General features: G+C 71.4%; 18 protein-coding genes and 2 pseudogenes. 8 read left to right on the forward strand and 12 right to left on the reverse strand.

Going from position 1 to position 20,716, the window contains the following annotated elements; translation table 11 throughout:
• Nucleotides 1–7: 7 nt before the first annotated feature.
• From N8I84_RS34700 to N8I84_RS34710, 3 genes and pseudogenes are all read right to left on the reverse strand, one after another.
• Nucleotides 8–1,888, reverse strand: a pseudogene (locus N8I84_RS34700) (collagenase); the annotation flags it as partial.
• Between the two features lie 191 nt (nt 1,889–2,079).
• Complete coding sequence (locus N8I84_RS34705; protein ID WP_263233431.1) at nt 2,080–3,039, reverse strand: LysR family transcriptional regulator; 960 nt, start codon at nt 3,037–3,039, stop codon at nt 2,080–2,082.
• A gap of 102 nt (nt 3,040–3,141) precedes the next feature.
• Nucleotides 3,142–4,380, reverse strand: coding sequence for a PP2C family protein-serine/threonine phosphatase (locus N8I84_RS34710; protein ID WP_313884314.1), 1,239 nt, complete (start codon nt 4,378–4,380; stop codon nt 3,142–3,144).
• Between the two features lie 250 nt (nt 4,381–4,630).
• On the opposite strand from N8I84_RS34710, the gene N8I84_RS34715 reads away from it, so the two are divergent.
• From N8I84_RS34715 to N8I84_RS34725, 3 genes are all read left to right on the forward strand, one after another.
• Entirely contained in the window at nt 4,631–5,443 is an 813-nt protein-coding gene (locus N8I84_RS34715; RefSeq protein ID WP_263233432.1) for an SAM-dependent methyltransferase, read from the forward strand.
• 386 nt (nt 5,444–5,829) lie between these two features.
• Nucleotides 5,830–6,819: an aldo/keto reductase gene (locus tag N8I84_RS34720; RefSeq protein ID WP_263233433.1), complete on the forward strand. Its 990-nt coding sequence runs from the start codon at nt 5,830–5,832 to the stop codon at nt 6,817–6,819.
• A gap of 161 nt (nt 6,820–6,980) precedes the next feature.
• On the forward strand, nt 6,981–7,433 hold the full coding sequence (locus tag N8I84_RS34725) for a DUF6098 family protein (protein WP_263233434.1): 453 nt from the start codon (nt 6,981–6,983) through the stop codon (nt 7,431–7,433).
• Between the two features lie 68 nt (nt 7,434–7,501).
• On the opposite strand, the gene N8I84_RS34730 is transcribed toward N8I84_RS34725, so the two are convergent.
• Nucleotides 7,502–7,675, reverse strand: coding sequence for a CsbD family protein (locus N8I84_RS34730; RefSeq protein WP_200420256.1), 174 nt, complete (start codon nt 7,673–7,675; stop codon nt 7,502–7,504).
• A 207-nt stretch (nt 7,676–7,882) separates the two neighbouring features.
• On the opposite strand from N8I84_RS34730, the gene N8I84_RS34735 reads away from it, so the two are divergent.
• Nucleotides 7,883–8,761 (forward strand): SCO6745 family protein, encoded by an 879-nt coding sequence (locus N8I84_RS34735; RefSeq protein ID WP_263233435.1) that lies wholly within the window; start codon nt 7,883–7,885, stop codon nt 8,759–8,761.
• Between the two features lie 16 nt (nt 8,762–8,777).
• On the opposite strand, the gene N8I84_RS34740 is transcribed toward N8I84_RS34735, so the two are convergent.
• The 3 genes from N8I84_RS34740 to N8I84_RS34750 all read right to left on the reverse strand — a co-directional run bounded on the left by N8I84_RS34740 (nt 8,778) and on the right by N8I84_RS34750 (nt 10,914).
• The gene (locus tag N8I84_RS34740; protein ID WP_263233436.1) at nt 8,778–9,245 is read right to left on the reverse strand and encodes a hypothetical protein; all 468 of its coding nucleotides are present in this window, start codon (nt 9,243–9,245) and stop codon (nt 8,778–8,780) included.
• A gap of 117 nt (nt 9,246–9,362) precedes the next feature.
• Entirely contained in the window at nt 9,363–9,929 is a 567-nt protein-coding gene (locus N8I84_RS34745) for a cysteine hydrolase family protein (protein WP_263233437.1), read from the reverse strand.
• Between the two features lie 94 nt (nt 9,930–10,023).
• On the reverse strand, nt 10,024–10,914 hold the full coding sequence (locus tag N8I84_RS34750) for an LLM class F420-dependent oxidoreductase (RefSeq protein WP_263233438.1): 891 nt from the start codon (nt 10,912–10,914) through the stop codon (nt 10,024–10,026).
• A gap of 264 nt (nt 10,915–11,178) precedes the next feature.
• Here N8I84_RS34750 and N8I84_RS34755 point away from each other — a divergent pair, with 264 nt between their 5' ends.
• From N8I84_RS34755 to N8I84_RS34765, 3 genes are all read left to right on the forward strand, one after another.
• Nucleotides 11,179–12,279, forward strand: coding sequence for a hypothetical protein (locus N8I84_RS34755; protein WP_263233439.1), 1,101 nt, complete (start codon nt 11,179–11,181; stop codon nt 12,277–12,279).
• Nucleotides 12,280–12,411: 132 nt separating this feature from the next.
• Nucleotides 12,412–13,248, forward strand: coding sequence for a universal stress protein (locus N8I84_RS34760; protein ID WP_263233440.1), 837 nt, complete (start codon nt 12,412–12,414; stop codon nt 13,246–13,248).
• A 200-nt stretch (nt 13,249–13,448) separates the two neighbouring features.
• A complete protein-coding gene (locus N8I84_RS34765) occupies nt 13,449–14,132 on the forward strand; it encodes an OsmC family protein (RefSeq protein WP_263233441.1) in 684 nt (227 codons plus the stop codon).
• 246 nt (nt 14,133–14,378) lie between these two features.
• On the opposite strand, the gene N8I84_RS34770 is transcribed toward N8I84_RS34765, so the two are convergent.
• From N8I84_RS34770 to N8I84_RS34790, 5 genes and pseudogenes are all read right to left on the reverse strand, one after another.
• A complete protein-coding gene (locus N8I84_RS34770; RefSeq protein ID WP_263233442.1) occupies nt 14,379–15,245 on the reverse strand; it encodes a sugar phosphate isomerase/epimerase family protein in 867 nt (288 codons plus the stop codon).
• A complete protein-coding gene (locus tag N8I84_RS34775) occupies nt 15,242–16,261 on the reverse strand; it encodes a Gfo/Idh/MocA family protein (protein WP_263233443.1) in 1,020 nt (339 codons plus the stop codon). The genes N8I84_RS34770 and N8I84_RS34775 overlap by 4 nt, the downstream gene beginning before the upstream one ends.
• 31 nt (nt 16,262–16,292) lie before the next feature.
• Nucleotides 16,293–17,714, reverse strand: coding sequence for a sugar porter family MFS transporter (locus N8I84_RS34780; protein ID WP_263233444.1), 1,422 nt, complete (start codon nt 17,712–17,714; stop codon nt 16,293–16,295).
• Between the two features lie 9 nt (nt 17,715–17,723).
• Nucleotides 17,724–18,674, reverse strand: coding sequence for a sugar phosphate isomerase/epimerase (locus tag N8I84_RS34785; protein WP_263233445.1), 951 nt, complete (start codon nt 18,672–18,674; stop codon nt 17,724–17,726).
• Between the two features lie 29 nt (nt 18,675–18,703).
• A pseudogene (locus tag N8I84_RS34790) lies at nt 18,704–19,489 on the reverse strand (aldehyde dehydrogenase family protein); the annotation flags it as partial.
• Nucleotides 19,490–19,709: 220 nt separating this feature from the next.
• Here N8I84_RS34790 and N8I84_RS34795 point away from each other — a divergent pair.
• Nucleotides 19,710–20,711, forward strand: a complete 1,002-nt coding sequence (locus N8I84_RS34795; RefSeq protein ID WP_263233446.1) for a LacI family DNA-binding transcriptional regulator — start codon at nt 19,710–19,712, stop codon at nt 20,709–20,711.
• Nucleotides 20,712–20,716 lie beyond the last annotated feature (5 nt).

The raw sequence follows: 20,716 nt of genomic DNA on the forward strand, positions 1-20,716 counted from the left end.
TGTCGAACTCGGCGTCGTAGCGGGCGCCGATGCCGTCGTACACGGCGTAGCCGCCCGGGTAGTCCCCGACCCGGAAGCGGGCGAGCATCCGCCGGATGTCATCCGGGTGCTTTTCGAACATGTAGCGGACCGCGAGGTAGCCCCACGGGTAGGTGCGGGTCACGTCGCTGTTGGCGTAGGTGTTCTGGAACAGCGTGCTCAGTGTGTAGGTGTGCCTGCCCGCCTCGGCGACCGCCTGGTCGTCGGTCATGCCGCGGTAGCTGTAGGAGACGTATTCGGCCAGGCCCTCGATCCACCAGACGTCCGGCACCGCCGTCTGCTGGGAGAAGTCGCCCTTCATGTCGTCGCGGGCGTCCAGATAGTGCGTGTACTCGTGGTTGAGGTTCCAGATCCGGGCCGTGAAGCCGTCGTCGTACCCCTTCTGGTACATGATCGAGAGGGGTTGGTTGCGGGGATCGGCGGGATCCCCCACCAGGGTGATGCCGCCGTTGTCCGTGCTGACGCCGAAGATGGCCCCGGCGTAGGTCCGGTAGTCGGCGCGGTCGGCGAACACGACGAGCTGGACGGTCGATTCGTGCTGGCCGGGTATCGGTCCCTCGTCCTCGACGAGGGCGTGGAAGTACGGGTCCTGGCCGGCCAGGCTCGCGCACGTGGCGTCGAGGTCGGCGGAGGTCAGTGCCTGCGCCCGGATGGTGTGGGTCGAATCGCAGCTGTGGGTGATGGGCAGTGCCGCCTTCGCCAGCCTGCCGGCGAGGTCGCACACGCCGTAGTACGAGCAGTGGGCCTTGTCGTAGGAGTCCGCCTGGGTCGCGACGGCGACCCACAGCCCGGCTGTGGGCCCGGTGATCCGCGATGCCTTCAACAGGCCCTTGACCAGCGGGCGGACCGTGGCCCGGAGGCCGGGATGCTCGATGTGGCGGGCCAGGACCATGCCCGCGTTGGAGTCCAGGTAGGCACGGTCGGTCCGCAGCAGGTTCCGGTGGTCGAGTGCGAACGTGTGGAGCGTGTCGAGGATGCTCGGGTCGGCGGTGACCGCGTCGATGTAGGCGGTGTTCCAGTTTCCGCGCCACAGGGGCGTGTAGACGTCGTTGACGGCTGCCACCATGCCGGCGACGGCGTCGTAGGAGCTGTTGTATCCGCTCAGCACCCTGCGATAGACGCTCAGGTAACGCCCCTGAAGGCCGGCACTGTCGGTGAGGACGATGACGTCGCCCAGGACGTCGCCGTTCGCGGAGGTGACGTCCCGCGCATGCGGGCGGGCGAAGAAGGCGTCCAGGCCCCGGGCCGTCGCCGTGGTCAGGGCCGTGCCGTAGGGACCGACGTCGGACGGGTTGTTGAACTGCACGTAGTAGCCGGCACGCAGGAACAGGACCAGCTGCCATATGCCGGCCGTGTTGTCGCCGCCGTATCGCCGCGCCGCGTGCGTGAAGGCGTGGGCGACGGTGACCATCTGCGGCTCGCGGAAGATCGCGTGTGCGTCGGTACCGGTGACGGCGAACAGGCTGTTGACGCACTCCACGGTCGAGGTCGCGACGAAGGCCACGAGCGCGGGCCCGCTCCGGCCGCCGAAGTCGGAGGGGACGCAGGGCCTCGCAACGGAGACGGCCTTCGGGCCGGTGGCGGCGGACGGTTCATGCGCGGGCGACTCCGCCCGTAGGGGCGGAATCCGGTCCGGAGCGGCCCGTCGGCCCTGCACGGCCCGGTCCGAGACGCCGAAGTCCGAGCCGGTCGGGGGCACGGGAGGGGGCGTGGTGCGGGATGCGATGACGGCGGCGGTGCGGGCCGGGGGTGGGGCGGCGGGCGCCGGTGTCGTCAGGAGGCCGACGGCGGCGGCACAGACGGCGAGGGCGCCGACCACGCGTCTGGGCAGGGCGAAGCGGTAGCGCATCTGGGCTCCTTCGCGGATAGATGCGCCTCGGAGGCGGTGATGAGGCGTGAGAGGCACCTTCTCAATGGCCGGTGGTCCTCACAATGGGGTGTGACATAGCACATTGCACGGTGAGGCATAACACCTGACGGGGCATGACACCTGGTGTGACATGACACCTGGCATGGCATCCGGCCGGCTGCTCGCCGGAGCTACGTCACGGTCACGCGCCACGTCCGCGAGGCCCATGTCCTCAGGTGCGGAGAGCGGGCGACGAGGTCCTGGTAGGCCGTGGTGGCCAAGACGTGGAGCGTCTCGGCCAGTTCCTCGGGAACCTTGTCGCGCCGCCAGGCCAGCACGTAGCGGCACCACAGCGGTGTGCCCGTCAGTGGTTTGACCAGCACGCCCGGCGTCGGCCGGAGTGTCGCCTGCACCAGGGACACCCCGAGGCCGTCGGCGATCATGTGCTGCAACTGCGCCTGGTCGCCGAGGAATTCGTGCACCACCGCGGGTGCGAAGCCGGCCGCCTCGCAGGCCGCGTAGAACACTCCCGGCCAGCCCGCTCCGTCGTCGGGTGTCACGAACCACGCCTCCTCAGCCAGGTCGGCGAGCGAGACCTGGGAGTGGTGCCTGAGCCGGTGACACGACGGCAGAGCCACGAACGTCGGCTCGGTGACGATCCCCCGGTGTGCCACCGCGGCCGAATGGCGCAACTCCCTGCCCGGGTAGTCCGCGGCGATCGCCGCCTCCACCACACCCTCCTGAAGGAGCTCGACGATCCGGGAGGACGCGTACACGCTGCTCACCGTGACCGACACGTCCGGCAGCCGGCGCCGGACCCGGACCACCATGCCCGGCAGAATCGGGGAGTTCGTCGCGGCCACACGCAGGGCTCTACGCGTTCTCGCAGTGCTCCCGCACGGACGGCGCCCGATCACCTCCACGCGGGCGAGGACATCCCGCGCCCGGGCCACGACCTCCACGCCGTACCTGGTGAGCCGCACGCCCGATGCGCCGCGCTCGAACAACGGCTCACCGAAGTGGCGCTCGATGCGTTGCAGTTGGGTGCTCATGGCCGGTTGCGAGTACCCCAGGTCCGCCGCGGCCCGGCCCACGCTTCCCGCGTCGGCGATCGCGCACAGCACGCGCAGGTGCCGGAGCTCCAACTCCATCGGCCCTCTCCCCTCCGCGTCACCGCCCCCGGACGGTACCGGCGGAGGGGAAGCGTTCCATCGCTCCGTCCCGCCCACAAGACGGTGATGAGCCCAGGTCGTTCAGTCCCGCACGGGCGTCAGTTCGGCGAGGAGGACGGTCCGGTCGTCCGTGCCGTCCGTGGCCGGTGTGTCGTGCAGCAGCCGCCGGCCCAGCGCTTGCAGGGCGCCCGGGTCGGTCGAGTCCGCGGACGCGGCGGCGTACGAGTCCAGGAGGCCGGCGAGGGCGGCGATGCCCTGGTCGATGTCGGTGTTGCGGGATTCCACCAGGCCGTCGCTGTAGAGCAGCAGCAGCGCGGGTTCGGGAACGTGCAGCAGGGTCGGCTCGTAGGTGCCCGTGCCGAGGCCGAGCGGCAGGCCGGCGCTGGCGAGCGAGACCGGTGCGGCCCGTCCGTCCGGGCCCCGGATCAGCGGCGGCGGGTGGCCGGCGCCGACGAACGTGCAGGTACGCCGTTGCGCGTCCCACTCGGCGTACATACAGGTGGCGAAGGAGGCACCGGGGGTGTCGCAGGCGAGTGCGTCGAGCCGGCGCATCAGCTCCGCGGGGGCGATGTCGAGGCCCGCCAGAGTACGCACGGCGGTACGCAGCTGGATCATCGCGACCGCCGACTCCGGGCCGTGCCCCATGGCGTCCCCGACGACCAGACCGATACGGCCGCCCGGCCGGGAGAGAACGTCGAACCAGTCGCCCCCGATGATGTTGTCCTGTCCGGCGGGAAGATAGTCGTGGGCGATGCGGCAGCCGTCGAACTCCTGCGCGGTTGCGGGCAGCAGGCTTCGCCGGATGGCCAGAGCGGTGCGGCGCTCACGCTCGTACCGGCGTGCGTTGTCCAGGGCCACGCAGGCCCGCGCGGCCAGCGACTCGACGGCCGCGGCCTCGTCGAGGCGGAAGCGGGCCCGGTGCGGGCCACGACTGCCGACGATGAAACCGACGGCGGTGCCGCGCAGATGGAGCGGCACCACAAGGAAGGAAACCGTCTGCAGGAGCCGGTTGATCCGGGCCGCGTCGCCGCCGGAGGCGGTGAGGCGTTCGGTGGTGTGGGCGTCCACAGCGTCGAGCAGTTGCGTGCGCCTGGTGGCCAGGGCGCGTGCGTAGGGCGTCTCCCGTGGGAAGACGATCACCTCGCCGACCGGCAGTATGCCCTCCCAGTCCTCCGCCGCGTCCGTTCCCACCCGCAGCGCGAGCCGGCGTGCCTCGATCTGCGGCGGGTCCGCGACGGCGTAGGCGTTCTCCTCGACGAGCCAGCGCTGCAGCAGGTACACCGATGCCGCGTCGCAGAACCCGGGCGTCAGCGCGTGCACGATATGACTGCCGGTCAGGTGCAGGTCGAGCTCGGAGCCGATGACGTCGGCCGCCGGGGAGAAGGGAAGCCGACGGGGCGAGCTTGCGGCCGCCGGTGCTTCGCCGAAGTGGCTGCGCGCTTCGTTCCGCAGGGTCGTGCCTTTCCGGGTGGGGGCCGGGTGCGGCCGGCGGCAGGGGATCGCCTCGCCGCGTGGTCGCTGGCAACTATATGATGGGACATCAAGATCATTGGGAGTGGGGGGAGTTGAGATGCCCGGTCACGAGGGGCTCCCGCAGGGCGTCGATCCGGACAAGGCGAGCGTCGCCCGGATGTACGACGCCATGCTGGGCGGGCAGCACAACTTCGCGATCGACCGGGAGGCGCTGGCGGCGTTCACCGCCATCGACCCCCAGGTCCGCACCCTGGCGCGGGCCAACCGCGCTTTTCTCCGGCGGGCCGTGCGCTTCCTGATCGGAGCCGGAGTGCGGCAGTTCATCGACCTCGGCTCGGGCATTCCCACCCAGGGCAACGTCCACGAGGTGGCGCAGGAGGCCAGCCCTGGAGCGCGGGTGATCTACGTGGACAACGACCCGGTGGCCGTGGCCCACAGCGCTTCCCTGCTCGCCGACAACCCGCACGCGGACATCGTCGACGCCGACATCCGAAGGCCGCGGGACATCCTGTCCTCGCCACAGGTGCGGAAACTGATCGACTTCGAGCAGCCGGTCGCCGTACTGATGATCACGATCCTGCACTTCATCGCCCCCGAGGAGGACCCGGCCGGCCTCGTGGCCGCCTTCCGGGACGCCGTCCCCGAGGGCAGTTGGCTGGCTATGAGCCATGCCACGAACCAGGACCGGCCGGACACGGCCGCCGCCGTGGGCAAGCTGTACCGGTCCCGGGCCACGTCGCCGGTTACTGCACGCTCTCGCGACGAGATCCTCGCCCTCTTCGACGGCTTCGACCTGGTGGAGCCCGGCCTGGTCCACGTACCGCTGTGGCGCCCGGACCCGGAGGCCCCGGTTCCGGACAACCCGCGGGAGTACTGGGTGTACGCGGGCGTGGGCCGCAAGGGTCGCTGAGGGAGCCACGCTCCGACTTCCGCCTTGACTTCGAGCGCACTCGAAGATCTAGCGTGCACGCCATGGCTCACCGGGACCAGTCGTGGGCGGCGAACGGGCCGTGGGCGGAGGCCGTGGGCGGCGAACGGGCCGTGGTAGGCGGGCGCCGGGCGGCCGTCTCGCCACATGGTCGCGTGCCGGATCTCGGCGCACGCCGACTGTGCCACCTGAGCGCCGCCTGCCGGACCGTGCCGCATGCGGACCTCCGGGATGCCGCTGCGGCGGATCCGCTGCTCCATGGAGTTGAGGATGCCGCTGTGCCGTGAGGCCGCGGGCACGGTGAGCCTCGCGCTTCGCACGCACCCGCGGAGCGAAGGACAGCATCGCAAGGAAGGGCTGAGACGCACATGAAGCAGCGCAGGCTTCGGGACCTGGAGGTTTCCGCCATCGGTCTCGGCTGCATGGGGATGTCCGCCTTCTACGGCACCGCCGACGAGGACGAGGGCATCAGGACCATCCGGCGCGCCCTCGAGCTGGGCGTCAGGTTCCTGGACACCGCACAGCTCTACGGCCCGCTCACCAACGAGACGCTGATCGGCCGCGCGATCAAGGGACACCGCGACGACTACGTGATCGCGACCAAGTTCAACTACCGGATGGACGACGCCGTCCCCGGGGACATCAGCACCATCGGACGGCAGGACGGCTCGGCCGAGCATGTGCGCAGCTCCGTCCATGGCTCGCTCAAGCGGCTCGGGACCGACTACATCGACCTGTACTACCAGCACCGCGTCGACCCCGACATACCGATCGAGGAGACCGTCGGGGCGATGGCGGAGCTGGTCGCGGAGGGCAAGGTACGCCACATCGGCCTCAGCGAGGCGGGGGCGGAGACGCTGCGCCGCGCGAACGCCGTCCACCCGATCACCGCGGTGCAGACCGAGTACTCGCTGTGGTCGCGCGACCCGGAGGCCGCGGTGCTGCCCACGTGCCGTGAGCTGGGGATCGGGTTCGTCCCCTACTCGCCCCTGGGGCGCGGCTTCCTCGCGGGCCGGTTCACCTCGCCGGACGAACTCGACGAGGGCGACTTCCGGCGCAACGGCCCCCGCTTCACCGGGGAGAACCTGAAGGCGAACCTCAGGCTGACCGAGAAGGTGAAGGAGATCGCCACCGAGAAGGGCGTGACGCCGGCGCAGCTCGCTCTCGCCTGGGTGCTCGCGCAGGGTGAGGACCTGGTCCCGATCCCGGGCACCAAGCGCCGCACCTACCTCGAACAGAACGCCGCCGCGGTCGACGTCGAGCTGACGAAGGACGACCTCGCCCGGATCGACGCCGAACTCCCGCCGCCGGCGGGCGACCGCTACGACGAGGCCGGGATGGCGGCCGTCGATCTCTAGAACGGCGGCCGTGGATCTCTCCCACCACCTCAGGGATTGCCCCTGGGCACACGGGTACCCGGTGGTGACCGCGGTGCGGGAGCGCATCCGTGCCGTCGTGGTGGGGAACCGGTGGCGCAGGGGTCACCGGGGCATGGGCGACCGTGAGGAGGAGCGACCGTATGCACGCCACGGACGACCTTCCCGTTGTGCGGACCCTCGGCGAGCTGGGGGCCCTGGTGGACCGCGACTCCGACCTCTACGTCCGCTGGTCGCGCGGACCCTCCGCCGATCTGGGGAACGCGAAGAGCAGGGACGACCTCACCGGCGTCCCGATGCCGGGACTGTCGGCCAATCCCCTCGGGGTCGAGCCCTGGTGGGGGGACCGGCCCGTCGAGCTGTGGGTGGCCCGGCGGCTGCACGACTACTCGCACCTGCCCCGTGAGAAGGGGGAGGGGGTGCGTCCCTGGGTTCTGCGGGGCCGGGTCGAGGGGCGCGGGCCCGACAACGAGCCGCTGGTACGGGACGTCGAGCCGGTCGGCTGGGTCGACGAGAAGGTCATCAGGGAGGCCCAGACCGAGGTCGACCGCCAGTCCGGCTCCTGGGGGCCGCTGCGCCGCGATGACGGACGCTGAGCGGCTGGACACGCGGCGGGGCCCCCGGTCCACCGGACCGGGGGCCCCGCCCGCGGGCGCCTTCTGCGTCAGCGCTTGAAGATGTCCTTCGCCTTCTCCTTCATCTGGCGCATGTCGCCCTTCGACTTCTTGCCTCGACCTTCGGCCGTCACGGACTCATTGCCGAGCGCGCGGCCGAACGTCTCCTTGATCTTGCCCTTGGCCTGTTCGTACTTCGCCTTGGCCTTCTGTTCTCCAGCCACCGTTGCTCCTCCACGTCGCATGTCGACTGGGGGGTCACTCACCACGTCGAGTGATCGGTGGTGCGGCACCCAAACATGGCCGGGCCGATCGGCGTCGGTGCCGGCGCGTCTCCTGCCGCACCCCTATGACTGTCGTCATGATGTGTGCTATGACCGCTGTCATAACCCGGCCGATCGGGTGCGGGGACGACGAGTCGAGGGGGCAGGGTGAGGGACGTTTCCTCCCGGCTGATGTGGGAGCTCTCGGAGCCGGTGCACGACCTTGTGTACTTCGCCCCGGAGGCACGGCAGGCCGCCGACGAAGCCGGGATGCGCGGCTTCTGGATGGGCTACTTCGGTCTGCGCGCCGCGCCGCTCGGTCCTGTTCCCGCGGCGGTCGTGACCAGCAGCTTCTATGTGTTCCACCCCGAGCGGGTGGCGCGGGCGCTGCCCGACGCGTGGCGGTACGCGTCACCTTCGGACCTGCTGGCGGCCAGGGAGCGGGCGGTGGACCGGGCCATGCGGCGGCTGTACGGGGACGAGGCCGTGCACGGCGCACTGATGGCGGAGGCGGCGGATCTCGCCTGGGACGCGGCCCAGGCGGCCGACACCGCGGGACGGGTGCTCGGCGCGGCCAACCAGGCACTGGAACGCCCTGCCCAGCCGCACGTACGGCTCTGGCAGGCGGCGACCACGCTCCGCGAACACCGCGGTGACGGGCATGTCGCCGTCTTGGTGAGCCGGGGCGTCGGCCCGGTCGAGGCGATGGTGCTCAAGGCCGCCGCGGGCGAGTCGGACGGCGCGTTGCTGCGGGAGGGCCGGAAATGGGACGCTGCCAGCTGGCAGGGCACCGAGGCGCTGTTGCGGGAGCGCGGGTGGATCGACGGCGGCGGGCGTCTGACCGGTGCGGGAGCAGCCGAGCGCGACGCGATCGAAGAGGCGACCGACGCCGCCGCGGAGGGGCCGTGGCGCGCGCTCGGTCACGATGCCACCACGCGACTGGCCGAACTGCTCGCCCCGCTGGCCCGGACGGTGGTGGCCTCGGGAGTGATCCCGTCCGGCAACCCGGTCGGGGTCACCGGCGTCGGGCTGCGCGGCCCCGCGTGACCGTGGAGGAGCCGGATCAGTCCCAGAGGGGATAGGTCACCACGCGTCCGAACCCGTCCGGCCTGCCGTCGGTGTAGGTGAGGGTCATCCGGGTGTAGTGCTCCAGCTGCGGGCGCTTCTTCCAGGGCTGCGGGTGGTCGAGCCGCACGGTGACCGGATACGAGTGGAACCTGCCCGCCGCGCAGTACGGCTTGCAGTCGTTGACCATGTTGACGGCCTCGCCCACGGCCGAGCGCGACCCCCACTGCGACCAGTGGACCGAGGACAGGAGGCTGTTGCCGTCACCGCAGGCGATCACGAAGGCGCCGGGGCGTACCTGCGGTTGCCAGAAACAGTCGACGACGACGGGGCGCCCGGACTGCCGTGGCGCGGTGTGTGCGGCCGACGGCGCCGTGGCCGGGGCGGCGGACGCCGTGCCCATGACTGCTGCCAGTGATGCGGCGGCACCGAGTACGACCGCCTTGGTGAGTGTGTGATTGCGCATGTCCGCTCCCGCCCGTCCGTCTCGGGTGTCTCCGGACTCCCGTGACACGCTACGACCGTGCCAGGGGGTCGCACCACTTGTACCCAGTACGGCACGTTCATCCCTCGTCGGGCAGATTCATCCCCCGTCGGCCGGTGCGAACGTCACCTCCGCCGTGCCGACCGTCCCGCCGCGGCGCCCGGGGGCGCTGTGCCAGTTCCAGTAGAGGTTGGTGTGCGCGATCACCTGCTCCGGGGCCGGCGCGCCGTACTGAGTCAGGTCCTCCGTCGTATGCGCGTCACCGACCAGCGTCACGTCGTAGCCGCGGACGAAGGCGCCGTGGAGGGTGGACCGGATGCATTGGTCGGTCTGGGCACCGGTGACCACGAGCCGGCCCACTCCGCGCCCGGCGAGCACCGTCTCCAGTTCGGTGTCCTCGAACGAGTCGCCGTAGAGCTTGTGGACCAGGGGCTCGTCATCGAGGCGCACCAGCTCCGGCACGTACTCCCAGCTCTCGCTGCCCCGCTTGAGCTGGTCGTCGGAGTGCTGCACCCACACCACGGGCACGTCCTCCTCGCGCGCCCTGTCGACCAGCGTGCCGATGTTCGCGATCACGCTGTCGCGGCGGGGCGTGCCCGCCATCACCCCCTTCTGGACGTCGATGACGAGCAGCGCGGTGTTCGGCCGGTCGGGCAGGGTGGTCATGGGGACTCCGTCGTCTCGCCTTGGGTCAGTGGTCCTGAGCCGACGACCACAGTAGGAGGGGGCACTGACAACGGACCCCGGATCGTGCGTGGCGTCAGCTCAGCAGCGCGGCCAGGCGGCGCCAGGCTTCCCGGGGGAGCGAGTCGCGGGGCTGGTCGTCGACCACCTGGAGGGCCACATGGTCCGCGCCCGCCGCCAGATGGGCCTCGATGCGTTCCCGGATCCGGTCGTCGTCGCCCCAGGCGAACAGCGCGTCGACCAGCCGGTCGCTGCCGCCGCCCGCGAAGTCGTCCTCGGTGAAGCCGAACCGGGCGAGCGCCTTGGTGTAGTTGGGCAGTCCGAGGTAGACGGCGAGGCCGCCGCGGGCCGTCGCGCGGGCGCGGTCCGGGTCCGTCTCCAGGACCACCTTCGTCTCGGGAGCCAGCAGTGGGCCGTCACCGAGGATCGCGCGGGCCTCGGCCGTATGGTCGGTGGTCACCAGGTACGGGTGCGAGCCCGCGGCGCGGTCGCGGGACAGCTCCAGCATCTTCGGCCCGAGCGCGGCCAGCACACGGTGCCCCGCCGGTACGCCGGCGGCGTCGAGCTCGTCCAGATAGCCGACCATGGCCGAGTACGGGCGGCGGTACTGGTCCGCGAGTTTCGCATGGCTCACGCCGAGGCCGAGCAGGAAGCGCCCCGGATGAGTCCGCTCCAGCTCCGCGACGCTCGCCGCCGTGTCGCCGGCCTCGTACTGCCAGATGCTCTGGATGCCGGTCGCCACGACGAGCCGTGAGGTCGCCTCGATCAGCGGCACCGCGTGGCGCACCGCGCTGCTGCCGCCCAGCCAGACCGCGCCGAAGCCGAGTTCCTGCAGTTCGGCGGCGGCGTCGGCCAGTTCGCCGCGCCTGGCGGGATCCTCCGCACGCAGTCCGGCACTCCAGATGCCGTACCGCCCGACGTTCTCCTTCAGGGAGCCCACGCTGTCCGTGCTGGTGACGTCGCCCATCGGTTCCGATCCCTCCGTACCCGGTACGGTGCGCCGGCCACGCACCACTTGATCACAGCAGAGCCCAACGGCCGCCCGACGCCGCGTATTCCACGCCGTGTCACTCAACGAGCGGCGCCCGGACGGACCGATCGGACGGACCCGACAGGCCGGCCGGAGATGGCGCGCACCTCGCCCCTGCGCCGCGAAACCTCGGCGGCGACACGCTCCTATAGGCTGCTCGCTTCGGTTCCCACAGTCCGCGAGTGCCCGGGAGAGTTCCCCGTGACCGTACCGATCGTCCCGTCCGCAGCAGACGCGGCAGCGGCTGCAGACTCAGCAGGCGACGAGTTCTGGGTGGAGCCGGGAGCCGTCCCGGCTCCCGCGCAACCCGAGGTCGCCGAGGCGGTGGCGCGTGACGCCCGCGAGTTCGGGGTGTACGCGCGGACCGGAGGCTGGGCGTTCGCGCTGAAGGTGGCGCGCAGTGTACGGCCCGGCGGACAGCCGGCGGGGGAGACCGCGAAGATCTCCGCCCAGCGGTTCGCCGAGCTGGCGGGATGCTCCGGGGAGCGGGTCATGCGCTACTACAGGGCCTGGGACAAGGCCGCCGACGACGGGCTCGTCCCGCACTTCGAGATCCTCGTCCCCGGCCAGGAGATCGACCTGCCGGACTCCGACGCATGGCTCTCCTACTACAGCCCCCGCTCCAGCGCGTCCTCCGAGCGCGGTACCGCCATCGCGGCGGCGGCCGAGGCCGAGGGCATCCGCCCCACCAAGGCGTTGGAGGTCGCCGAGAACCCCACCGCGCTGCGTGCCGCGATCCTCGCCGACCCCGCCACCGCCCGGACCGCGCGGGCCGCGCTGCTGGACCGGCTGAAGGAGGACCCGGCCCTGCAGACCGAACTGGCCCGTGACGTCGTCCGCACCGACGAGCTGAAGAAGGCGGTGGCCGGTGAGAGCCGGGTGGCGGACCGCATCGGCTACGTCCGGCAGATCGTCGAGAACGGCCAGGTCAAGACCCCGGCCGGGCAGACGATCGACGCGCCCGCCGACCTCCGTGCGGAAGCCGAGCGCCATCTGTCCCTCCTCGACGAACTCGACGAGGGCGAAGAGGCCGGACAGTGGGCGGCGGAGGCGTACGACACGGTCAAGGAACTCGTCGCGCGCACCGTCGAGTCCGATCCCGAACTGCGCCGCCTGGAGCGGCGGACGAAGTTCTACAGCAGCCTCCAGCGAGCGACGAAGGTCTTCGAGGAGCTCACCCTGGACGACGCCGACGACCTCGACGACCTGTACGAGGACGACATGCTCCAGCGCCTGGAGGAGCTTCGGACGGCGATCGGCACCTGCATCGCGACACTCCGCAAGGCCGCCCCGGCACGGTAGGGGGCCGAATGTCCCCCACCAGGGGCCGAAGTGCCCCTCTCACCTCTCCGCGACCGGTGTGACGGTGAAGGAGAGCCGTTCCGGAGCCGGTCGCGCAGCGGTTCCGGAGCCGGACGAAAGGCGGTGGGACGCATGGAGCCGCCCCTGGTCGTGGGCGTCGACGGATCGGACTGCAGCCTCGTGGCGGTGGACTGGGCGACCGACGAGGCGGCCCGGCACGGGCTGCCCCTGCGGCTGCTGTACGCCTCCGAGGGTGAGCGTGACGAGGACGACGTCCCCCCGGACGTCGTCGCCACCGCCACGGAACGCGCCCGGTGCCGCAACCCGGAGGTGAAGGTCACCGCCGACGTCCTGCCCGAGGACCCGGTGGACGCGCTGCTGCGCGCGGTGCACCACGCCTCGGCCGTGGTGACCGGCAGCCGTGGCCGCGGCCGGCTGGCGGGTCTGCTCCTCGGCTCGGTCAGCCTCACCGTCGCGGGCCGTGCCCGTGGGCCGGTGATCGTGGTCCGCGGAGACCGGGCCGGGCTTGAGGGCACGCACGAGCGGATCCTGCTCGGCGCCGGCGAGCCCGGCACGAGCGGCGCCGCGGTGCGGTTCGCCCTCCGCGAGGCAGAGGCGCGGCACTGCGTCCTCGACGTCGTCCGTGTCTGGCACCGCCCCGCGCACCGGCCCGTCGACCACCCCCTGCTGGCCGGGGACCCGGCCCTGTGCTGCGAGGAGCGGGCGGCCACTCTGATCGACGCCCTGCTCCAGGACGCGGTGGCCGACCATCCGGACGTCCGGGTGCACCGGTCCACGGTCGAGGGAACCGCCCGCAGGGTTCTCCTGCACCGCTCGGCCGCCGCGGACCTCGTGATCATCGGCGTCCGGCGCGGCCACGACCGCCGGGCACTCCACCTGGGCCGGGTGGCCCACACGCTGCTGCACCACGCCGAGTGCCCGGTGGCCGTCGTACCGGAGTCGCTCTGAAGGGTGGGGCAGGGACGTTCGGGTCCCCCGGCATGGGCTGTTCGGCCTCAGCGGTAGGGCGGCGGGCGCGGTGCACTGGAGGTGTCGGCACAAGCGACCGCACCCGAGGAGACACGGAAGGCCAAGGCCCGGCACATCGAGGTGGAGCACGGCGCGTGATCGCCCGCCGGCGCCGCGCGCCGAGTCTGGACGGTGACATCGTGAACGCAAGGCAACGGCTCGCGGACGGCGTGCGCACCCGGCGCGGTCGTACGGTCACCGTCTCCGGGTTCACGCCCGAAGGTATGCCTCCGAACATGGCGCGCGTGGTCCTCGGCATCACCTGCGAACCCCGCGACCGGGGCGAGACCCTGGCCTCGCTGACGCCCGAGGAGGCCCGGCGTGTCGCCGGGCTGCTGCTCCACCAGGCCGCCTCGTTCGCCCCGCGGGTCCCGGGGCCGCCGGGCCACGCGGACGCCGTGCCGATCGCCGCGGACGCCTACGAAGTACGGCTGCGCGGTCACATACTGGCCGTGGACCAGCCGGTGCCGGACGGCGGTACCGACACGGCCCCCACTCCCGTGGAGCTCCTCGTGGCGTCGCTGACCGCGTGCGTCGCGCACTGCGCCGGCCGGTTCCTTGAGCGCCACGACCTCAGCCGCGAGGGGCTGCGGATCGAGACGGAATTCCGTACGGCGTCCGGCCGGGCGCCCCGCGTGAGCTCGGTCCGTCTGCGGGTGCGCGCGCCCGCGCTCCCCGCCGGACGGCGGGACGCCCTGCGGGCGGCGGTGTCCCGCTGCACGGTCAGGAACACCCTGGCCGCACCGCCGGAGATCGTCATCGCCCTGACCGACGACGGGATCAGAGGGCCTTCGCCGGGCAGTCCGGCAGACGGGCGCCGATGACCGCCGTCCGGAGCATGTTGCGGAGGGCGGGCCGACCGGATCGGCGCGGGTGAGCTCGTGGTGAACGTCGCCGGGAACCGGCGATGCCCATTCGGCCGGTGGCCGGACACGATGTGCGCGGGGAGTACCGGGGAGGTCCCGGTGCCGGACACCGGCGGGTATGCCGCACCGGGACTCGGCGCCCGTACCCAGGACCAGGGCTCCCGGCTGCCGTGCCCGGGAAGGCACGGCCGCCGGTCGCGGGGCTCACACGGTGAGTTCCTTGCGGATGCGGTCCAGCATGAAGGCGGAGGACTCGCGGGCGCGTTCCTCCCAGGCGAAGACGCAGGCCGTGGCGACGCCGTCGAAGTTCAGCTCGCGCAGGGCGCCGAAGAAGGCGTCCCAGTCCACCTCGCCCTGACCGATGTCGAGGTGCTGGTGGATGCGGGCCGGAGTGCCGGGCGGGTTGAGGATGTAGCGCAGGCCCGACGACCCCTTGTGGTTGAAGGAGTCGGCGATGTGCACGTGCTGGAGCTTGTCGCCGGCGTGGCGCAGCATCGCCGCGATGTCCGCCTTCGGGTCGGTCCCCGAGAGGTGGAAGGTGTGCGGGGCGCAGTACAGGTAGTTCACCCAGGGCTTGTTGATCGCGCGGACGAGGTCGACCGCAGGGGTGTTCTCCTCGCAGAAGTCGTCCGGATGAGCCTCCAGGTTGAGGGCGATACCCTCGCGTTCGAAGACCGGGAGGAGTTCCTCCATCGAGCGCCAGAACGCCGCCTCGCTCTCGGCGGCGCGCTCCGGGCGGCCGTTGAACTCCGAGTTCATCAGCGGACATCCGAGGTCCGCGGTGATCTCGATCATCCGCTTCCAGTAGCGGACGGCGGCCTGCCGCTCGGCCTCGTCGGGGGAGGACCACTTGTACAGCGGCAGCACGGAGGACAGCTGGACGCCGTGCGTACGCAGGGAGTTCTTCAGCTGTGCGACACGCTCGTCGTCCGCGCGCGGGTGCAGGAAGAACGGCATGAAGTCCTCGCGCGGCGACAACTCGAGGTACTCGTAGCCGAGTTCGGCGACCGTGCGCACCATGTCGTCCATCGGCAGGGCGCGGAACATGTACGGGTCGAGGGCGATTTTCATGCGGTGCCTCCGTAGAAGGCCGGGCGGGGCTTCATGTCGACGGTGACGACCTGGCCGCCCGCCTCCAGGGACCGGACGGCGGCGTCGGTGATGACGGTGGCGGCGTAGCCGTCCCAGGCGGACGGGCCGGTGGGCTCGGTGCCGGCCGCGACGGCGCCGACCCACTCGCGGAACTCGGTGTCGAAGGCCTCGGCGAAGCGGCCCTTCCAGTCCTGCAGGACGGCCGTGCCGTGCCGTCCGGCGGTGCGGACGCCGACGGCGGCGGGGTCGGGCAGCCGGACAAGGCCTTCCTCGCCGACGGTCTCGCACTGGATGTCGTAGCCGTACTGGCAGTTGACGAAGACCTCCAGGTCGATGCGGACCCCGTTCGCCGTCTCGAAGTACATGATCTGCGGGTCCTTGAGGTGGTCGAACCGCTTGCTCGTGGCGCGCGGGGTGATCACCTGGGCGGAGACGATCTCGTCGTCCAGCAGCCAGCGCAGCACGTCGATCTCGTGCACGGCCGTGTCCTGCGCGGCCATGGCCGAGGTGTAGGAGTCCGGCACGGCCGGGTTGCGGTGGGCGCAGTGCACGATCAGCGGGGCGCCGAGGGAGCCGGAGGCGATGACCTCCTTCATCTGGCGGTAGCCGGCGTCGAAGCGGCGCATGAATCCGACCTGGACGAGACGGCGGCCGTGGGCGCGTTCGGCGTCGACGATGCGCAGGCAGTCCTCGGCGGTGGTGGCGAGCGGCTTCTCGCAGAACACCGGCTTTCCGGCCGCGATCGCGTCCAGGACGTGCTCGGCGTGGGTGGGGCCCCAGGAGGTGACGAGGACGGCGTCCACGTCGGGGGAGTCGATCAGCTCGGTGCCGGTGGGCAGGGCGGTCGCGCCGACGCGGGCGGCGACCTCCGCCGCACGGGCGGCGTCGATGTCGGTCACGGCCGTCACGGCGGCCCCGGTGACGACCTCGGTCAGGCGCCGTATGTGGTCCTGGCCGATCATTCCGGCGCCGATGACGCCTACACGTACGGTCATGGTCGATCCCTTCACAAGAGGGCGGGGGAGGTCAGGAGAAGCGCGTGCGCAGTTCGGCCTCGAGCGTCTCGAGGGTGCGACCCTTGGTCTCGGGGACGTAGAGCTTGACGAAGGTGAGGGAGAAGACGCCCGCCACGACGAACAGGAAGAACGTGTTGGAGATCCCGATCCCGGAGACCAGGGACGGGAAGACCAGACCGATCACGAAGTTGGTCAGCCACAGCACCACCGCTGCCACGCCCATGCCGAACCCGCGCATCCGCATCGGGAAGATCTCCGACAGCATCAGCCAGGTCACCGGCGAGATGGCGCCCTGCTGGAAGGCGAGGAACGTGACGGTCATGGCGAGGACGGCGTAGGCGCGGTCGTCACCGGAGGGCAGCACCAGGGAGAAGACGCCGATCAGCAACAGTGCGGCGGTCGTGCCGATCTGACCTGTCATCAGCATCGGACGGCGGTTGACGCGGCCGAGCAGCCAGATGCCGACGAAGGTGGCGAGGACCGAGATCACGCCGTTGGCGATGTTCGCCGTCAGGGCGCTGTCGGCGGCGAAGCCCGCGTCGGTGAGGATCTGGGTGCCGTAGTACATGATCGTGTTGACGCCGGTGATCTGCTGCACGATCGCGATGCCGAAGCCGACGAACATCAGCTTGCGCACCCACGGGGTGGACCTCATGTCCTGCCAGCCGCCGAGCTTCTCCTGCTCCTCCTTCACGGCGAGCGCGGAGACCTCGGCGAGTTCGGCCTCGGCCCGCTGCCGGGAGCGCACCTGCTTGAGGACTTCCAGGGCATCGTTGAAGCGGGTCCTGGAGGCCAGCCAGCGGGGGCTCTCCGGCATGACCAGCATGCCGAACCAGAGCACGACGGCCGGGATCGTGGCGATGACCAGCATCCAGCGCCAGATGCCGCCGGACTCGCTCCCGACGTTCGCGATGATCGCGTTGGAGGTGAAGGCCAGCAACTGCCCACTGACGATCATCAGTTCGTTGCGGGTGACCAGTGCGCCGCGCCGCTCGGCGGGGGAGATCTCCGCCAGGTAGACCGGCACGGTCACCGAAGCGCCGCCGACCGCCAGGCCGAGCACGAAGCGGGCCACGACCATGACCGCTGTGGTCGGGGCGAGGGTGGCGCCGAGCGCACCGACGAAGAACAGCACCGCGAGGGTGAGGATCGTACGGCGCCTGCCGCGGGCGTCCGACAGGCGGCCGCCGGCGACCGCACCGAGTGCGGCACCGAGCAGGAGCGAGCTGGTGACCATGCCCTCGGTGAACGGGGTCAGACCGAGGTCCTTGCTCATGTAGGGCAGGGCGCCGTTGATGACACCGGTGTCGTAACCGAAGAGCAGGCCGCCGAAGGTGGCGATGACGGTGATGAGCCGCAGCCGCCGGGAGACGGCGGGCGGGGCGTCGGCCGTGACTGCGGGGGCCTGAGTCGCGTCGTCCCTGACGTCCATGGCCGCCTCCTACCGGTTGATGTTCGGGCGTCGGGTTCCGGAAAGGCCGCAGCCGGCCAGGTGCTCGCGGGTGCGCACCGCGATCGGCAGCGGCACCTCCGGAGCGCACGGGTACAGGTCCTGCTCGACGATCACGAACAACTCGGCATCGAGCCTGGCGAGTTCGGCCACCACGTCGGCCGGGTCCGGCACACCGGCGGGCGGGGACACGCACACGCCGCGCTTGACGGCCTCGCCGAAGGACAGGTTCTCGGCGGCGACCTGAGCGAGGATCCCGGGGTCCATCTGCTTGATGTGGACGTAGCCGACGCGCTCGCCGAAGCGGCGGATCAGGTCCAGGTTGTCGCCGCCGCCGTAGGCCACGTGGCCGGTGTCCAGGCACAGGTTGGTGTAGCGGCTGTCGGACTCGTTGAGCAGCCGTTCGATCTCGGGCTGCGTCTGGATGTGGCTGTCGGCGTGCGGATGGATGACCAGCCGGACGTCGTAGTCGTCCAGCAGGAGCTTGCCCAGCCGGTCGGCGGCCCGCCCGAAGCCCGCCCACTGCTCGGCGGTCAGCACGCGGGACTCGGTGAACGCGCCGGTCTTCTCGTCCCGGTACATGGGCGGGATGAGGACGAGGTGGTGGGCGCCGGCGGCGGCGGTCAGTCCGGCCACCTGGCGGACGTGGGCGAGCATGTCGGCCCAGGCCTCCGGCCGGTGCAGGGCGCCGAAGGCGGTGCCGCCGGAGACCTTCAGGCCGCGGGCGTCCAGTTCCTCCTTCAGGCGCTGCGGCTCGGTGGGCAGGTAGCCGTACGGTCCGAGCTCCAGCCACTCGTAGCCGGCCTCGACCAGCTCGTCGAGGAAGCGGGTGTGGGGGACCTGGTGCTCGTCCTCGGGGAACCAGATGCCCCAGGAGTCCGGGGCGGAGCCGAGGCACAGGTTTCCCGCGATGGTGCGGAGTGGGGTTGGCGCCGTTGCCATGACGTGTCCTTCGGGGAAGGGGACGGGGTTCAGTGGGAGGTGGGGAAGGTGAAGCCCGCGGTGACCTGCTGCTTGGGCCGGAGCCAGCGGGAGGTGACGACCTTGGGGCGGGTGTAGAAGCGGATGCCTTCGGGGCCGTGGATGGGGGAGTCGCCGATGAGGGAGTCCTTCCAGCCGCCGAAGGAGTAGTAGGACATCGGCACGGGCACCGGCACGTTGATGCCGATCATGCCGACCTTGACGTCGCGCTGGAAGCGGCGGGCGGCTTCGCCGGACGCGGTGAACAGGGCGGTGCCGTTGCCGTAGGGGTTCGCGTTGATCAGGGCGATGGCCTCGTCGAGGGTGTCGACGCGGACGATGGCGAGGACGGGTCCGAAGAGTTCCTCCCGGTAGGCGTCCATCTCGGTGGTGACGTGGTCGAGGAGGGAGGGGCCGGTGAAGAAGCCGTCCTCGTGGCCGGCGATCTTGAGTCTGCGGCCGTCGACGACGACGGCGGCGCCCTGGGCGGCGGCTGTGCCGACGGCGTTCTCGACGCGTTCCTGGGCTGCCTTGGTGACCAGCGGACCCATGCCGGTGCCGGGGGCGTCGCCGGGGCCGACCTTGACTTCGCGAGCCTTGCGCCGCAGCACGTCGACGAGTCCGTCGGCGGCCGGGCCGACGGTGACGGCGACGGAGAGGACCATGCAGCGCTCGCCGGCCGAGCCGTAGGCGCCGGCGGTGATGTGGTCGGCGGCGAACTCCAGGTCGGCGTCGGGCAGGACGACGGCGTGGTTCTTGGCGCCGCCGAGGGCCTGGACACGCTTGCCGTGGGCGGTGCATCACGCTGGTGTCCCTTCGCTCCGGAAGATCCCGGGAGTGGTCACGGGAGAAGTCGACTATCGCGCTCTACTAGTGCGCTCTAGTGCGAGTACGATGACCCCTGTCCAAATGTCATGTCAATAGCTTGTTGCCGGGAGATTTCAGCTCGCCCGATAAGGTGGGCGCCGTCGGAGGGTGGGATCACTGGTGGATGCTTCGGGCAGGCAGCGCCCCACGATGGCGGACGTCGCCGAGAAGGCGGGCGTCTCCCGGGCGCTCGTCTCCATCGTGTTCCGCAACCAGCCGGGGGCGAGCGAGGAGACCCGGCAGCGCGTGCTCCGCGTCGCCGACGAGATCGGCTACCGCCCCGACAGTGCGGCCCGTCTGCTGGCCCGCGGGCGCAGCCGCACGCTCGGCGTGATGTTCACCGTCCACCAGACCTTCCACGCCGACCTCGTCGAGGGCATCTACCCCGAGGCCGAGCGACTCGGCTACGAGGTCCTGCTGTCCGCCACCGCCGAGGGCCGCGGCGAGGCGAAGGCGGTCGAGGCGCTGCTCGGCCACCGCTGCGAGGCGGTGATCCTGCTCGGCCCCGACGCCGATCCCGCCGACCTCGACGCGCTCGGGCAGCGCACGGTCACCGTCTCGGTCGGCCGGCGCGTGCCCCACGTGCGCGTGGACAGCGTGCACACCGCCGAGGGCAAGGGCATACGGCAGGCGATGGACCACCTCGTCGAGCTCGGGCACCGCCGGATCGTGCACATCGACGGCGGCCGGGGCCCCGGCTCCGCGGAGCGACGGCGCGCCTACCGGGCCGCGATGCGCCGCCACGGGCTCGAGCCGGAGCTGCGGGTCATCCCCGGCGACCACACCGAGCGGTCCGGCATCGAGGCCGGCCGCCTGCTGCTGGAGGAGCAGGCGAGCGGCCGGCCCCTGCCGACGGCGGTCCTCGCGGGCAACGACCGGTGCGCGATGGGCCTGCTGATGTCGCTGGTGCGGGCCGGTGTCGAGGTGCCTCAGGACCTGTCCGTCGTCGGGTACGACGACAGCCACCTCTCCCACCTGATGCCCATCGGCCTCACGACGGTCCGTCAGGACGCGGTGCTCATGGCGGAGCACGCGGTGCGCTTCGCCGTGGAACGGCTGGAGACCCCGGAGCGTGAGCCGCGTGAGGCGGTGCTCGACCCGAAGCTGGTGGTGAGGGGGACCAGCGGGCCGCCGCCCGAGGCGCCGGTCTGACGGGC

Origin of the sequence: Streptomyces cynarae, from assembly GCF_025642135.1 — a bacterium.
Classification (GTDB): Bacteria; Actinomycetota; Actinomycetes; order Streptomycetales; family Streptomycetaceae; genus Streptomyces; species Streptomyces cynarae.